The 16,136-nt window shown below is 43.3% G+C and carries 10 protein-coding genes; 8 read left to right on the top strand and 2 right to left on the bottom strand.

What is annotated here, in order from left to right:
* The first annotated feature begins 12 nt into the window (after nucleotides 1-12).
* From ACR8BL_RS02225 to map, 3 genes are all read left to right on the top strand, one after another.
* On the top strand, nucleotides 13-1,944 hold the full coding sequence (locus ACR8BL_RS02225; protein WP_434751098.1) for a glucose PTS transporter subunit IIA: 1,932 nt from the start codon (nucleotides 13-15) through the stop codon (nucleotides 1,942-1,944).
* A gap of 13 nt (nucleotides 1,945-1,957) precedes the next feature.
* Nucleotides 1,958-3,373, top strand: coding sequence for a 6-phospho-beta-glucosidase (locus tag ACR8BL_RS02220; RefSeq protein WP_434751097.1), 1,416 nt, complete (start codon nucleotides 1,958-1,960; stop codon nucleotides 3,371-3,373).
* Between the two features lie 194 nt (nucleotides 3,374-3,567).
* Nucleotides 3,568-4,308 carry a type I methionyl aminopeptidase gene (map, locus tag ACR8BL_RS02215; protein WP_434751096.1) on the top strand — a complete coding sequence of 247 codons (741 nt, stop codon included), beginning with the start codon at nucleotides 3,568-3,570 and terminating at the stop codon, nucleotides 4,306-4,308.
* A gap of 221 nt (nucleotides 4,309-4,529) precedes the next feature.
* Here map and ACR8BL_RS02210 read toward each other — a convergent pair whose 3' ends face one another.
* Complete coding sequence (locus tag ACR8BL_RS02210) at nucleotides 4,530-5,756, bottom strand: NAD(P)/FAD-dependent oxidoreductase (protein WP_434751095.1); 1,227 nt, start codon at nucleotides 5,754-5,756, stop codon at nucleotides 4,530-4,532.
* Nucleotides 5,757-6,056: 300 nt separating this feature from the next.
* On the opposite strand from ACR8BL_RS02210, the gene ACR8BL_RS02205 reads away from it, so the two are divergent.
* Both ACR8BL_RS02205 and ACR8BL_RS02200 read left to right on the top strand, forming a co-directional pair.
* Nucleotides 6,057-7,436: an MFS transporter gene (locus tag ACR8BL_RS02205; RefSeq protein ID WP_434752984.1), complete on the top strand. Its 1,380-nt coding sequence runs from the start codon at nucleotides 6,057-6,059 to the stop codon at nucleotides 7,434-7,436.
* 63 nt (nucleotides 7,437-7,499) lie between these two features.
* The gene (locus tag ACR8BL_RS02200) at nucleotides 7,500-8,699 is read left to right on the top strand and encodes a macrolide family glycosyltransferase (RefSeq protein ID WP_434756535.1); all 1,200 of its coding nucleotides are present in this window, start codon (nucleotides 7,500-7,502) and stop codon (nucleotides 8,697-8,699) included.
* Between the two features lie 163 nt (nucleotides 8,700-8,862).
* Here the strand turns inward: ACR8BL_RS02200 and ACR8BL_RS02195 are convergent, their stop codons facing one another.
* A complete protein-coding gene (locus tag ACR8BL_RS02195) occupies nucleotides 8,863-10,224 on the bottom strand; it encodes an alkaline phosphatase (RefSeq protein WP_434752983.1) in 1,362 nt (453 codons plus the stop codon).
* A 432-nt stretch (nucleotides 10,225-10,656) separates the two neighbouring features.
* Between ACR8BL_RS02195 and ACR8BL_RS02190 the strand changes: the two genes are divergently transcribed.
* The 3 genes from ACR8BL_RS02190 to ACR8BL_RS02180 all read left to right on the top strand — a co-directional run bounded on the left by ACR8BL_RS02190 (nucleotide 10,657) and on the right by ACR8BL_RS02180 (nucleotide 16,060).
* Nucleotides 10,657-11,955 carry an NCS2 family permease gene (locus ACR8BL_RS02190; RefSeq protein ID WP_434751093.1) on the top strand — a complete coding sequence of 433 codons (1,299 nt, stop codon included), beginning with the start codon at nucleotides 10,657-10,659 and terminating at the stop codon, nucleotides 11,953-11,955.
* Nucleotides 11,956-12,367: 412 nt separating this feature from the next.
* On the top strand, nucleotides 12,368-13,357 hold the full coding sequence (locus tag ACR8BL_RS02185; protein WP_434751092.1) for an alpha/beta fold hydrolase: 990 nt from the start codon (nucleotides 12,368-12,370) through the stop codon (nucleotides 13,355-13,357).
* A gap of 330 nt (nucleotides 13,358-13,687) precedes the next feature.
* Nucleotides 13,688-16,060 (top strand): glycoside hydrolase family 95 protein, encoded by a 2,373-nt coding sequence (locus ACR8BL_RS02180; protein WP_434751091.1) that lies wholly within the window; start codon nucleotides 13,688-13,690, stop codon nucleotides 16,058-16,060.
* Nucleotides 16,061-16,136 lie beyond the last annotated feature (76 nt).

Here is a 16,136-nt window from a genome sequence, read left to right as displayed (position 1 = left end):
CGGGGGAATCATATGAAAACTGAGGAATTGGCTAAGGAAATTATCGCTAACATTGGACAAGATAATATTACGTATGCCACGCATTGTGCAACCAGACTGAGATTCAACGTAAAAGATGAGTCTCAAGTCAACTTGAAAGCGCTTGACCGACTGGAAGGTGTCCTGCGAGCGCAGTTTAACAGTGGTCAGTTGCAGATCATTATTGGTGCAAAAGTCAAAAGCGTTTTTGACGCAGTAAGTGAAAAGCTTGACTTGGATAATCAGGACATCGAAGTGAAAGCAGTGCAGCAAAAAAAGAATGTATTATCCCGAGTCGTGGAAACGGTGGCAGGTATATTCGGGCCAGTCATTCCCGTGTTAATTGGATGCGGTATGGTTAAGTCTGTCCTTGCAATCCTGACGACAATGAAGCTTCTTGAGACAACAAGCGGTGCATACCAAACCTTTAACTTGATTAGCGATCTTATTTTCTATTTTTTCCCCTTCTTCCTAGCAGTCAGTGCAGCCAAGAAGTTTAAAACGAACGAGTATTTAGCTGTTGCTCTTGCAGGCGCTTACATGTATCCGACGATCATGGAAGGTGCTGCAAAAGCAGCTGAGACCGGTATCACCAGCTTAAGTTTTTTTGGACTTCCGCTACTGCTCGTGAACTATAAGTCAACGATTATTCCGATTATTATTTCCGTTTGGGTCATGAGCTACGTACACCGCTTTGTTAATAAGCGTATACCCGATATGTTTAAAATTTTGTTTGTACCGATGATTGTGTTGTTTATCATGGTTCCACTTGGATTAATTGTATTCGGGCCGATCGGAACCTATTTCGGTAGCGGGGTTGCACAAATTGTAACGTATTTGTATACCGTTAATGGTGTGATCGGTGCCTTTCTATTCGGAACATTCAGGCCGCTTTTGATCATATTTGGCATGCATTACGCGATTACACCGATTAACAGCCAACTTATCGCAGAATATGGTTACTCGGTCATTTCACCAGCCAACCTGACAGGCAATCTGGCTCAAGCCGGAGCATGTCTTGGTGTATTCCTCTTGCTGAAACATAAAGCGAGTAAATCGAGTGCTTTATCCAGTGGTGTAACAGCCATGTTTGGAATTACGGAACCGGCTATTTTCGGGTTCAATCTGAAATACAAGCGGCCATTTATTTGTGCGATGCTTGCAGGAGGGATTGGAGCAGCTTATATCAATTTCTGGGGCGGAGGAGCTACAGCCCTGATTCTACCAGGAATTCTTGCGTTACCAACTTATATTGCCGATAGCTACATTCATATCATTATTGGTGTGGCGATCAGCATCACCCTCGCTTTAGTTGCAGTCTTGCTATGGGGGATCGAAGAAGAGATTCCAGTTCCTGCAATAACCAATGCTGGCGATGGGATGTCAAGTGCTACAACGCCTAGTCCTATAGCGGTGATGTCTGAATCTTCGGTATCCACATCTGCAAACGCAGGGAATAGTAGCGTAATTCGACCCTCTGGAACGTTAATCATTGGATCACCTATTAACGGCAGAATTAAAAATATGACAGAAATTGATGATCCTATCTTTGCTTTAGGCAGCGGCGCAGCAGTTGAATCCATCGACGGCAAAGTATACGCGCCATTTGACGGTAAGGTAGTCTCCTTGTTCCCGACCAAACATGCCATTGGACTGATGTCGAATGAGGGAGTAGAGATGTTAGTTCATGTGGGGATTAACACAGTTAAGTTGAAAGGTCAGCATTTTACTTCTCATGTGCAGCAGGGTCAGATCATTAAACAAGGTGATTTATTGCTCGAATATGATGTAGAAGCGATCCGAGCAGCAGGATTTGACACAGTCGTTCCCATTATTATTTCAAATACGTTTGAATATCAGAGTGTAGAGCAGGTCGCTACAGATCGAATTGCCCAAAATGAGGCATTGCTGCGCATTCATACTTAGAGGTGGTGAGATCATGAACAAATTATCTGAACACTTCCTATGGGGAGGCGCTGTTGCTGCCAATCAAGTTGAAGGCGGCTGGAACAAACGTGGCAAAGGTATTAGTGTCGCTGATGTGATGTCAGCAGCGGCGCATGGAGTTGAGCGGAGAATTACAGAAGGTATAGAGGAGAATGTATATTATCCTAGTCACGAGGCTAGTGATTTTTATACGAGATACAAGGAAGACATTCAATTGTTTCATGAGATGGGTTTTAAATGCTTTCGAACCAGTATTGCTTGGACAAGAATATTTCCAAACGGGGATGAGACGCAGCCGAATGAAGAAGGCCTGCAGTTCTATGATAACTTGTTTGACACCTGTTTGGCATATGGAATTGAGCCGGTAGTCACCATATCCCACTTTGAAATGCCCTATCATCTCGTGACGGAATACGGAGGATGGCGCAATCGAAAGCTGATTGATTTCTATCTGAACTACTGCGAAGCAATCTACATGAGATTTCGGACAAAGGTCAAGTACTGGATGACGTTTAATGAAATCAATATGATTGTACGCAAACCTTGGAAGCCAGGCGGAATTCAATGGGTTGAAGGAGAAAACAAACTGCAGACCATGTATCAGGCTGCACATTATATGCTGGTCGCCAGTGCCAAGGCAGTCAAACTAGGTAAAAAGATCAACCCGGAATTTATTATTGGCGGCATGTTTCTTCATCCAACGTCCTATGCAGCGACATGCGACCCTAATGATGTGCTCGCCCATGTTAAGAAGCTTCAGCAAGCTTATTACTTTCTCGATGTACATGTCAGAGGCAAGTATCCGCGCTCCTACGATCGGTTCGTGAAGCAGCATCAATTGCGCATCGAAACTGCTCCTGAGGATGAATTGACCCTGAAAGAAGGAACCGTAGATTATATCGGATTCAGTTATTACTCCAGTTCTGTCGTTATGTCTAACCCAACGGATCAGGACAAAAGCGAAGGCAATGAGATAAGTGGTTATAAAAACCCGCTCTTACCTGCCAGCGAATGGGGATGGCAGATTGATCCAGTAGGTCTTCGGATTACACTAAACTGGCTGTACGATAAGTATCAGATCCCCTTGTTTATTGTGGAGAATGGACTGGGTGCCATAGATGTACTGGAATCAGATGGATCAGTACATGATCCGTATCGAATTAATTACCTTAAACAGCATGTGAGTGAGATGAAAAAAGCAATTTTGGAAGATGGGGTCGAAGTAATGGGCTACACTCCATGGGGCTGTATTGATCTTGTCAGTGCTGGTACAGGAGAGATGAAAAAGAGGTATGGCTTGGTCTACGTAGACAAAGACAATGAGGGAAGGGGTTCTCTGAAAAGGATACGGAAAGATTCTTTCTATTGGTACAAAGAATGTATCGCAAGTAACGGGGAAAACATATAATGTTGAACAACATATGTTAATGATAAGCACTGTTTCGTTCCTTAAGGACAACAGTGCTTTTCTCATTATACAAGTAGTATAGTCGTATAGCAGGTAGTATTTTCAACGCAAAATGTTGCAAAGTGTAGCAATTTATGTTGCAATGAGATGAAACTTTCTGTTTACAAAGAAGAAGGAACGTGAGGTAAGCGTATATGATTGCAAAAACCGAAGAAGATTTTAATGGATTAAAAGAAATTGGCAGAATCGTTGCTTCCATCCGGGATACATTGGTTGAGCGTACGACTCCGGGTGTAACGACCAAAGAACTGGATGATTTGGCTGGGGAGTTATTTGAGAAAGAGGGCGCCATTTCTGCTCCCAAAAGTGAATATGACTTTCCTGGTTTTACATGTATTAGTGTCAATGAAGAAGTCGCTCATGGGATTCCAGGTGAGCGGGTAATCAAAGAAGGCGATATCGTTAACATCGATGTTTCCGGCTCCAAAAACGAATATTTCGCAGATACAGGCATTTCATTTGTTGTGGGTCAGGGAGAAGAAGTCTTAACAAAAATCTGTGAGGTAGCCAAACAAGCCTTTGAAGCAGGTTTGAAAAAGGCGAATCCTGGCTCTAAAAAGAGCGGCATTGGAAAAGCCGTATTCCTGACTGCCCGTCAGAATGGATTAACGGTTATTCGTAACCTCACAGGGCATGGGGTTGGTCGTGCAATACACGAGGCACCGGATCATATCTATAACTACAATGACACATCCGATGATGAGTTGTTAAAAGAAGGAATGGTTATTGCATTTGAACCCTTTATCTCTACGTCCGAAGAAGAAGTGTATCAAAAAGGAGACGGATGGACGTTTGCTACGAAAAACAGCTATGTAGCACAGATTGAACACACGATCATCCTGTCTAAAAAAGGGCCTATCATTATCACCCTGTAACTATAGAGGTATTATTAGGTTTTACAAAGGATATGCTTAAAGGGGCTGTCTCAAAAGTCATGTTATGATTTTTCAGCCCCCACTTTAGACAGGAGTTCAAGCAAGAGAGAAGCCTTCAAACCCACTTTAGCGGTGGTTTTGAAGGCTTTTCCGTTCAACGTTTGGGGCTGGTTTATCCGTCGGTACCCTTTTGGGACAGCTCCTTTTGCGTTGTGAACAAATTAGTGAGCTACTTTTTCAACAAGTGGTCTGTTCTGTAAATACAGATCCATATCGGGACTAGAGCCATGCACAATCTGATCCGTAACGATTTTGGCAAGAACTCCGTTATACACCGTTCCGTTGTCGCCATAAGCCATAATGATATAACAATGCGGATAGGAATCATACTGACCGATGACCGGCAAACCATCATGTGTTCCCCCGTAAAAAGCTCCCAAATAATACTCTGGTTCCGCCTGAATATGAGGAAAAAGCTTGTTAAACTCGTGGATCAGCTTATCTTTGCTCGCCAAAATTTTGGAATCCCTTGTTTCGGCGTAGGCTGTATCCTTATCCATGCCACCGATAATAATGCGATTGTCCGGAGTTGTTCGCATATAAACATATGGACGTGCCGTTTCCCAGATTAATGTGCGTTTGTACCAGTTTTCTAAATCCGAAACTGGCTTGGTAATGACAGCGTAGGAGCTGGACAGGGTGGCATTTTTCTCCACTTTAAAGTCTTTATCTTCATAGCCGGCAGCAATAATCACATGTTTGGCACGAATTTCGCGACGATCCTTGGTGTAGAAGACAGCCGTATCATCGCCGAAATGTTTACCTGAAATTTCAGTTTCCTCGTAGATTTGAACACCTTTCGACTTGGCTTTCTCAAGCAGACCATAGACAAACTTTAACGGATTCATCTCCGCATCATCATGATAATAGAGCGCAGCAGATTTAGAGAAAGGATACACACTTTTTATACGTTGCTCATCCCAAAAATCTACGTTGAAACCATGCTTTTTCAGAAGTGCATATTCTTCTTGCAATGTGGGAATATCTTCCTGGCAACTCGCGTAATACAAGCTGTCACGCCTTATAAAATCTGGATTGAACGGAAGTTCACCACTGATCTGCTCAATATGATGAATGGACTGCGCACACAATTTAAGATGACGAGCGGCTCTTTCTTCCCCGAACGTATGACTTAAAGAGACAAAACTCTTCTCCCCGGCATATTGAATCAATGCAGTATTGGTACTTGTGCTGCCTTCTCCAACCTTACGCTTGTCTACAACAACGACAGATAATCCTTGATCACTTAAAAAATGCGCACACTGTGCCCCTGAACTACCCGCACCGATAATAAGAACATCACAGTTAATATCCTCTTCAAGTTTCGGATAGGAAGGAGGGTTTGTTACCGTTGTGGGCCAATATAATTTACCGCTCTGCAGATCCATGTCGAATCTCTCCTTAGATATATTCGGTACGTAGTATGAGCACTTTACTGGAAGTCAATGCAGAGAAGATGCTTCTTGCGAAGGAGCGTATTACGAAATCTTGGAACAGTGAGTTATCTTTGGGCAGGCGCAATTAACGATGAAAAAGGAACTTATTAAACGTTTTTATTTACAAAGTAGGATACTTAATCTATATTAAAGATACATCTGCAGGTGTATTTTACTAATATTTCAATATTTATGGAGGTGTCCGTGACAAACGAGAAGCCGATCGGTATCTTTAATCGACGTTACAGTACCATGACCATTGGCATTATGTTGGTATTGACCACTTCAGCATTTGAAGGGCTCGCAATTACAACCATTGCAGCGAAAATAGCTCAAGACATGCAGGGGGTTCATTTATATGGCTGGATTTTCAGCGCGTTTTTATTATCCCAGCTTGTAGGAACATTGGTTATGGGTCAGCAAGTAGACAAACGAGGCGTATTCACATCTTTGCTTATATCTTTTGCTGTTTTTGTACTTGGCACAATCATTGCTGCTGCATCTATGAACATGTATATGCTGATTTTGGGAAGAATCTTTCAAGGATTTGGGGCCGGTGCATTAATTACATGTGTCTATGTGTGTGTAACGTTATACTATCCGGAAACGTTGCGAACACAGATTTTGGCGGCGTTCTCTATGGCATTTGTTCTGCCATCGTTGATCGGGCCTTATTTTGCAGGTCTCATTGCTTCTTATATGTCTTGGAGGTTTGTTTTCTGGATTGTTATTCCATTGATTGCCCTCGCACTTCTCCTTACATATCGGTCGTTTCGTGATTTGCAGCGCCGTATGCAAACTACAGGAGGAGCAACAGCCGTTGACTCCAGAACAGGGCAGGCCATTCTGCTAGCGATTGGAACGGGGCTGTTACTGACAGGTCTTGGCATGATTACGAATTGGCTAGGGGTAGCTCTTTCCATTGGCGGATTAATAATCATGATTCCGTTCATCCGCAAACTGATGCCTCAAGGGACATTTTTGGTTAAATCGGGTTTACCGGCAACATTGGTAACGAGAGGATTGTATGTGGCTTGTTATTTTGCAACCGAGAGTTTTGTTATTTTGGGTCTCACGGAGATGAAAGGCCTAGCCGCAGACACAGCCGGACTACTTGTAGCAGCAGGCTCATTGAGCTGGTCAGGTGCAGCATGGCTACAAGCTAGATGGGATGCAAAAGACCGGGGTGGAGGACGTAAGAAGAGAGTGACGCTCGGAATAGGCATCATGATCGGCGGAGTTATCTTGGTCATACTGGCTTTGTTTTTGGCAAATACCGGGATCATCCTTATCCTTATCTCACAGATTATTGTTGGTTTTGGTGTTGGCCTAGCTAACCCTACTACCGCGGTCATCGCTCTACAACATGCAGAACTTGGACAGGAAGGAAAGATGTCTGCAAATCTGCAGTTTGTCGATTCTTTTTATGTAGCTGTGAGCATTGGCGTAAGCGGTTCATTGGTTGCATTAGCGAAAACGATGGGATGGGGCATATCCATAGGGGTTCTGATGGTGCTGATGCTTCAACTCCTATTGGCTTTACTCAGCTTTTTCTCATCATTACGGATTGCAGTTGTGACTTCTCAATCACATCATCCCGCTGGGCAAAAAATAGATACACTTCCGATGTAAACAAACAACCGGTCAGACGAGATACAGATCGGAGGCACATATTACATTCAGGAGGTGCGCAAGATGGCGCGTGTGTTAGTTGTTATTACTCCGGCTGAAGGCCATGTCAATCCCTCACTTGGTTTGATCACAGAACTGGTCAAGCTTGGAGAAGAAGTTGTTTATGTATGTGCTGAGGAGTACCGTTCCCGGATTGAACAAACGGGGGCTCAGGTCATGACATATCCCTTTTTAGTGGATGCTTTTTCACATGACCCTATTCTCAAACCGTTGGAATATCGCCATCCATACCAATTCATACACATGATCACTTGCGGAGTGATACCCAAAATGATTCCCGAAGTGCTTCGTGTGATAGAGGATGAAACGTTTGATTATCTGATCTACGATTCCCTAATGGGCTGGGGAGGCAGGATACTAGCTGAGAAATTGGAGATTCCAGCGGTATGTACGATTGCTTCCTTTGCTTCCGTTGAGCCTTTGAGCATAAATGAGGAAGGTATCGATACACAGGAAATGTATGAAGCGATAATGCAAACTGCGAGAGAGATCGCAGCAGAGCATCAGGTTAGTATACCAGCAGTGGAGGACATGACAGCACATACAGGTCTATTGAACATTGTCTACAGCAGCCGTTATTTTCAGCCGAGAGCAGATGAATTAGATGATCGGTTTCTCTTCACTGGTTCGTCGATTATCCCGCGGAAGGATGCACCGGAATTCCCATTTCATTTGCTTTCTGAACGTCATCCTGAGACGGTATACATTTCTATGGGGACCATACTGAATAAAAGCCTGGAATTTTACAAATTGTGCTTTGAGGCATTAAAGAATCTGCCCATTAACGTTGTTTTATCTTCTGGCAAATATACTGAAATTGAATCTCTTGAAGAGCTGATTCCTGATAACTTTATTGTAAAATCATATGTTGCACAAATTGAACTACTTCAGCATACCAACGTTTTTGTTACCCATGCGGGAATGAACAGTGTAAGCGAGGCGTTGTATTTTGATGTACCACTTGTCATGATCCCGATGACTTCAGATCAACCTATGGTTGCGGGTCGCGTCAAAGAACTTGGAGCCGGGGTGGTGTTAGATCAACATCATTTGAACGCAATCCAATTACAGGAGGCCGTTATGGAAGTGCTCCACAATCCCATCTATAAAGAGAAGGCACATCTCATCGGTAAATCTCTGAGAGAAGCTGGCGGCTACACACGTGCTGCGGCAACCATTATGCAACAATTTGCCAAGGTATAATGCGGAGCCTAAGCTTATCTACTGCAATAATGAATAACATAAGCATATAAGCATGAATATGAACCCGCTCTCTTCATTTCAATCGAAAGAAGAGAGCGGGTTCACCTTAGAAAAACAAATATAGTTTGTTTCAACTAGACATCAAGCCGTGATACTAGATTATTTACTTACCCTTTTTCAAGACATCAAAAATGATTTTTGCATTATCGGTGTTATCAATTAACCCGGAGAAGCGTTGACTTCCTGGGCCATACGCGTACACCGGTACATCTTCACCGGTATGTCCACCTGTTGTCCAACCAGTGAAGGAGCGGTTGTCAATAATAGCTTCAATGGCATTATCAATTTTGGTCACATCTGCACTCTGAGCAGCATCTTTTACGGATTGAAGTTCTTCAGCAGTCAGCTCAAGTTTAAGATACTTTTTCAAAGTTTCATCTACAGAAGCTCCTTTGGCAATTTGAGCAGCCATGAAGTCAGGAGTACGAAGTGCAGCTTTAATGGGGTCTACGAAGAAGTTGTATTCACCATCTTTACCAAGGGTAAGGCCACCTGTAGAGTGGTCAGCAGTTGCAACCACGAGGGTTTGACCGTCTTTTTTAGCAAAATCAATTGCGGCTTTAAAGGCGGCAGCAAAATCGTCCATCTCACTCATGGCACCCACAATATCATTATCGTGACCTGCCCAGTCAATCTGACTGCCTTCAACCATAAGGAAAAATCCTTTTTTGTTCGTTTTAAGACGATCAATAGCCGAATTTGTCATCTCAGCGAGGGAAGGAGTTGCACTTGTGCGATCAATGAATTTATCCAGGCCACCATCCGCAAATAATCCAAGGACTTGTTTATTTTTGTTCCCCAGAAGAGATGCACGGTCCGTTACATAACTATAACCGGCTTTTTGAAACTCTTTGGTGAGATCACGATCTTTACGTATAAAATTGGTTTTGCCGCCGCCAAGCAGCACATCCACTTTATGTTTTCCGTTAATTAACTCGTCGTAATAGTCGTTTGCAATAGCATCCATATTTTTGCGGCTAATGTCATGAGCACCAAAGGCAGCGGGGGTGGCATGTGTAATCTCCGAGGTTGCGACCAAACCTGTGGATTTACCGATTTGTTTGGCTTGCTCCAATACGGTCTTCACAGACTTTTTATTCGTGTCCACTGCAATGGCTGCGTTATACGTTTTCACACCTGACGACATTGCGGTTGCTGCAGAAGCGGAATCTGTAACGTTTTGTTTGTCATCGTCGGGATAGGTCATTTGAGCGCCTACAAGATAAGGATCAAACACCGTTTTCTCCATCACCTTGGTAGCAGGATTATCCTTCATGTAACGATACGCTGATGTATACGACGTTCCCATACCATCTCCGATCAGGAAAATGATATTTTTGATCGGTTTTTTCTCTGCACCTGCGGCTTGAGCAATCGTTGCTTGTCCAGTTGAGAGAAGAGTAGAGGCTGAAACAGCCAAGGTTAGTGCTAATGCGGGCAATGCTTTTTTAGACAATTTCAAAATAGTTCCTCCTCATTTTATCTTTAATATGAATGCATGAAGTCTTGTTCATTTGTTCATCTTTAAGAAGATTATCATTCATTTGTAAACATAATCCATCGGAATTGTACGAAGAACGTAAAATAAAGGTGCGATCAAAAAACGAAGAAAATTCTCCAATAAACGAATAAAATCATTAAATTTTCCCGAATAGTTCGTAAATACTGTGAACAAAACCGATTTTCCATTGACATCTAGTGTTAAGTTTAATAAAATTCGAAATGGACATCAGGTTAGAAACATTAATATGTTCCCGAAACTTTACATTCGGAGCTATTCAGATCCTAACGACGAATATAGGAGCTTGAGAATTCCCATCCTATAGGTGTTAGGATTTTTTGTTTTTAGCTGTAAGAATTCATGAAGACAATATGAAAGTTGGAGGCTGGCTTTACGATGGACAACTGGTTCAAACTGAAAGAAAGAGGCACCACCGTTTCAACCGAAATTATTGCTGGTATTACTACATTTTTCACGATGGTATACATAGTGATTGTGAATCCTGGAATTCTGAGCGACACAGGAATGAGCTTTAACGGGGTATTCATTGCTACGATTTTGGCGAGTATTGTGGCAACGCTGATTATGGGACTGTGGTCCAATTATCCGATTGTTATCGCACCGGGTATGGGATTAAATGCGTTTTTCGCGTTTAGTGTGGTAAAGGGGTATGGCGTAACTTGGCAGACCGCACTTGGCGCTGTATTCATAGCGGGTATATTGTTTATTATTTTATCGCTGACTTCGTTTCGTTACATGCTGCTGGATGCCATTCCAGCCAGCCTCAAACATGCGATAACGGCGGGAATTGGACTATTCATTACAACGGTTGGGTTACAGAACGCAGGAATTATTGCCGATTCTGAATCCAATCTCATTACACTCGGAAATCTGGCGCAACCGATGACGTACCTAACGATTATTGGTCTAATCATCACCGTTACGTTGATGGCTTACAATGTCAGAGGATATTTATTTATCGGAATGGTCATTACCGCGATTATTGCGTGGTTCATGGGACTCTTCCAGATGCCTGCATCCATCGTTGCCATGCCGTCAGGACTCGGGGAAACCGCGTTCCAGATGGATTTGGCAGGTGTCTTCTCTAATGGAATATACACGATCATTTTCACGTTTTTGTTGATTACTTTGTTCGATACTACAGGGACGATGCTTGGTGTCGCGGAACAAGCCGGATTACTGAAAGATGGCAAATTCCCGCGCTCTCGTGGTGCATTGCTCGCTGACGCCGTTGGTACAACGACGGGAGCCATGCTCGGAACAAGCCCCACATCGGCTTATATTGAGTCCAGTACGGGTGTAGCCGCAGGGGGGAGAACGGGACTGACTGCGGTAACAGTAAGTGTATTGCTCGCCGCAACTTTGTTCTTTAGTCCAATCGTAAGTGTCATTTCGAGCATCCCGGCGATCACATCCCCGGCGCTCATCATTGTAGGTTTCTTTATGATTAGTGTTATTAGCAAAATGAACTGGAGTGATCTGGAAGAAGCCTTTCCGGCGTTCCTGATCATTATCCTGATGCCGCTGACGCACAGTATTGCAACAGGTATCGGGATTGGTTTCATTTTCTACCCTGTGCTCAAGCTGCTCCGTGGTAAAGGTAAAGATGTTCATCCGATTTTTTATATTTTTGCAATCCTGTTTTTTATTCAACTTGTATTCCTCGACCACTAAGAACGTTCATAAAGATGACAAAGAGAACTGCTTTTATATAAGCAGTTCTCTTTTTTTCTCAAATATACTGCTCATAAAACGATATAAAATGAATGATTTATTTACACAGAAACGGAGAGGACAGAAAAAACCTGGAAAAGCGGAGCTAAAAGCTTTCTGAAAGAAAGCTACTTCGAAAGCATAAGCTTAGCCTTTATCACCGGATTTTCCCTTTCCAAAAGGGAATCAAAAAAATCTGGGGATAACCGCTACTCTCCAGGTTATTCTGTCATCGGAGTGCTCGTGTAAAGCAATTCAACTTATATAAGCTAGTTCATATTCCGTTCATATTGGCGTCACGATGGCGACATCTTGCCAGATTATACTGTTGATAAGTCACCAAGACAGTTACACAGACTAAGGACGGGAGAAGATGAGAGTGGAAGAAATCGTAGAGATTAAACCAACAGAGAAGAAACGCGGCAAGAAACGCAAGTTATTCTTAAAGATATTCGGAGGAATCATCGCAGCGCTCGTGTTATTTATGGGCATCGTATTTGTGATAAATGTGATTAGCAATGGAATGGAAAAGAAAAAGATAGAAACCTATGGGCAGTATGTGCAAGTGGATGGCAAAAACATGAATGTCTCCATTCAAGGTAACGGAGAACAGACCATCGTGCTGCTTCCGGGGCAGGGAACGCCATCTCCTGTGCTAGATTTCAAACTATTAATTGATCAATTAACATCAGATTATAAAGTGATAACGATTGAACCGTTTGGCTATGGATTAAGTGATCGTACAGATAAAGAACGTACCTCTGAAAATATCGTTAGCGAAATACATGAAGCTGTGGAGCAGCTTGGTCTTGACCGCTATATTCTTATGGGACACTCTATTACGGGACTGTACAGCGTCTCTTATGTAAAAAATTATACAGATGAAGTGATTGCATTTATCGGTATAGACAGTAGTGTGCCTAATCAGCCTGGCATGGATGTGAAGCTCCCTCTGAAATTTATGCAATTTCTTCAAACGTCAGGTGTAATGCGTTTCCTCAAAAATGTGAATGCAGATCCTTACAAATCAATGGATTATGATGAGCATACCATAGAGCAGATGAACCTGATCTCGAACCAGGTATCGAGCAATTCGACCCTAATGAATGAGTTGAAAAATATGGGTTCTAACTTCAAAAATGCAGAGAAGCTGACGTACCCTCGCAATCTGCCGATGCTGCTCTTCGTTCAATCCAATAACACCGCGAATCCAAATTGGATACCGCTGCATGAGGAGCAAATCAAACAATCGGATCAGGGCAAAATGATTCCGATGGAAGGTTCACATTACCTGCATCATACGAAGTACAAAGAGATTGCTGAAGCATTCAAAGCTTATATGAAGAGTGTTCAATTACAATAAAGTAACTCATTAGAATAAAGCAATGAAGTGCTTGCAAACGTAACACTTGATTAAAGAGCGGTGCCAAATATGGTACCGCTTTTTAGTAAACACACATTTAACATCTTTATGTGCGAGTGATCGTGAAGGAAATAATATTAAAACATATCGAAAAAATAATGCTTTCATCCTAAATGGGATATTAAGGATTTTTTGTCATTCGTTTAAGCTTTTCTACATCATTTTTATTAAATATATATCTTCCCTTCGTATTGAAAGATATAATAATTGCTGAGCAAGTAAAATTAGAGTTTGTCCAAAAATCAAGTGCATTCGGAGGTAACGATCAGCATGAATATTCAGTTTGGCACTCCAGCCACTTATTGGGTTGAAGCATTGCCTATCGGCAACGGTAAGTTGGGCGGAATGGTCTTTGGCGGTATCGAAAAAGAACGCATTGCATTAAATGAAGACACGTTATGGTCAGGCTATGCACAGGATTGGAATAATCCGGAGGCAAGGGAAGTATTGCCTCAGATCAGGGATTTAATCGCCCGTAAACAGTATGTAGAAGCGGATCAACTTAGCAAAAAAATGATGGGACCTTTTACACAATCGTACCTGCCATTTGGTGATCTGGAGCTTGTAATGGAGCATGGGCAATTATGCGAACGGAAAACCTATCAACGCAAACTTGATTTGTCTACAGGCATTGTAAGCGTTTCCTATGAAATAGGCGGTGTGCGTTATGACCGAGAGGTGTTTGCTTCCCATCCGGATCAAGGTATCGTCATTCGTTTAACCTCTAGCAAAGAGGGCGCATTAAATTTCCGTACTCGTCTGAGCAGCCCGCTGCGACACGAAACTTCTGCTGCGAATGCTCAATTTGAACTGTCCGGAACCGCTCCTGAGTATGTATCACCTAACTATCATGATGTTGAAGTACCTGTCCGTTACGGAGATACGGAATCAACACGAGCAATGTCTTTCCATGGCAGACTCGCTGTATCTCATACCGGAGGTTCACTGCATTCAAGCAACAGTGGTCTGCAGATCACTGGTGCAACTGAAGCTGTAATTTATTTTGCAGGGGCTACGAGTTATGTTTCTACGGTTCAAACTAATGTGACTGCTCCCGATGTTAAAACGGCGGACGTTATTCGGCAGATTATGACATGTACCTATAATGATCTGTTTGAACGTCATGTACAGGATCATCAGGCATTGTTCAATCGGGTGCAATTGCATCTGGGAGATAGCATTGCCCCGCAGGACATGCCTACGGATGAGCGGATTGAGACATACGGAAGCAGTGATCCAGGTCTGGTCGAGCTTTTGTTCAACTATGGCCGCTATTTGATGATCGCCAGCTCCAGACCAGGCACGATGCCAGCCAACTTGCAGGGCATCTGGAACCAGGAAACACGTGCACCTTGGAGTAGTAATTACACGTTGAATATTAATGCAGAGATGAATTACTGGCCTGCGGAGACGTGTAACATGGCTGAACTGCATGAACCGTTGCTTGATTTTATTGGCAAACTTGCGGAGAATGGACGTAAAACGGCTGAAGTAAACTATGGCACTCGAGGCTGGGTAGCGCATCACAATGCGGACATCTGGGGACAGACAGCTCCTGTTGGCGATTATGGCGTCGGTGATCCGGTCTGGGCGCTGTGGATGATGGGCGGCGTATGGCTGACGCAGCATCTGTGGGAGCATTATGCTTTCTCAGAAGATAAAGAGTTTTTGCAGGAAACCGGTTATCCACTGATGAAGGATGCTGCTTTGTTCTGTCTGGACTGGCTCATTGAGAATAAAGAAGGACTTTTGATCACATCACCATCAACGTCACCGGAGATGAAATTTGTAGTTAACGGAGAACATGCCGCTGTAAGTGAAGCAACCACAATGGACATTTCACTCATTGCCGAGCTGTTTGATAACTGCATTCAAGCAGCTGAAGTGCTACAAACGGACGCGGAATTCGTGGATATCCTACGAGCGAAGAAACAACAACTTCTGCCTCTGCAGATTGATGCACAGGGACGTCTTCAAGAGTGGAGCGAAGATTTCACGGAAGAAGATGCACAGCACCGCCATGTGTCCCACTTGGTTGGTGTGTTCCCTGGCCGACTGATTACTCAGAAAAAATCACCTGACCTGATGAAAGCGGCCCGAACTTCACTGGAGATTCGCGGCGATGGTGGCACAGGGTGGAGCCTTGGATGGAAAATTGGTCTGTGGGCTCGCTTTGGAGAAGGTAACCGTGCTGAGCAGCTCATCTCTAATTTGCTAACTTTGGTTAAAGCTTATGAGCCAAGCAAACATGAGACTGGCGGAGTGTACGCCAACTTGTTTGATGCTCATCCACCGTTCCAGATTGACGGCAATTTTGCCGCAACTGCAGGTATTGCCGAGATGCTGCTGCAATCACATCAGGGATATCTGGAGTTTCTGCCAGCTTTGCCGGAACGCTGGTTGACAGGTTCAGTTAAAGGGTTGAGAGCAAGAGGGGGATTTGAAGTTAGTCTGCGCTGGGAGAATGGCAAGCTGATCGAAGCAGAAATTCTCTCGCATACAGGCAATACATGTTATTTGCAGTCTGTACCTGGTCTAAAAGTTCATCAAGGGGATACGGTTGTGCAACCCCCCCCGGAAAAAGACGATCAAGTTAGCCTGCTTACGCAAAAAGGACAAACGTATATCATTTCATTTGAATAAACATGAACTTGAATTCTAATGTTGTTCGAATGTAATGACTCGTATTGGATCAAATTATTCACTGTTGGAGCATGAT

This window comes from Paenibacillus amylolyticus, from assembly GCF_051136285.1.
Taxonomy (GTDB): domain Bacteria; phylum Bacillota; class Bacilli; order Paenibacillales; family Paenibacillaceae; genus Paenibacillus; species Paenibacillus amylolyticus_F.
Note: the sequence above shows the minus strand (reverse complement) of the source record. Positions and strands in the feature narration are given on the sequence as shown.

Excerpts from the sequence above, each read along its gene's own strand:
- map (WP_434751096.1), top strand. The coding sequence starts at position 3,568 with ATGATTGCAAAAACCGAAGAAGATTTTAATGGATTAAAAGAAATTGGC.
- ACR8BL_RS02210 (WP_434751095.1), bottom strand. The coding sequence starts at position 5,756 with ATGGATCTGCAGAGCGGTAAATTATATTGGCCCACAACGGTAACAAAC.
- ACR8BL_RS02180 (WP_434751091.1), top strand. The coding sequence starts at position 13,688 with ATGAATATTCAGTTTGGCACTCCAGCCACTTATTGGGTTGAAGCATTG.
- ACR8BL_RS02205 (WP_434752984.1), top strand. The coding sequence starts at position 6,057 with ATGACCATTGGCATTATGTTGGTATTGACCACTTCAGCATTTGAAGGG.
- ACR8BL_RS02225 (WP_434751098.1), top strand. The coding sequence starts at position 13 with ATGAAAACTGAGGAATTGGCTAAGGAAATTATCGCTAACATTGGACAA.
- ACR8BL_RS02220 (WP_434751097.1), top strand. The coding sequence starts at position 1,958 with ATGAACAAATTATCTGAACACTTCCTATGGGGAGGCGCTGTTGCTGCC.
- ACR8BL_RS02200 (WP_434756535.1), top strand. The coding sequence starts at position 7,500 with ATGGCGCGTGTGTTAGTTGTTATTACTCCGGCTGAAGGCCATGTCAAT.
- ACR8BL_RS02185 (WP_434751092.1), top strand. The coding sequence starts at position 12,368 with ATGAGAGTGGAAGAAATCGTAGAGATTAAACCAACAGAGAAGAAACGC.
- ACR8BL_RS02190 (WP_434751093.1), top strand. The coding sequence starts at position 10,657 with ATGGACAACTGGTTCAAACTGAAAGAAAGAGGCACCACCGTTTCAACC.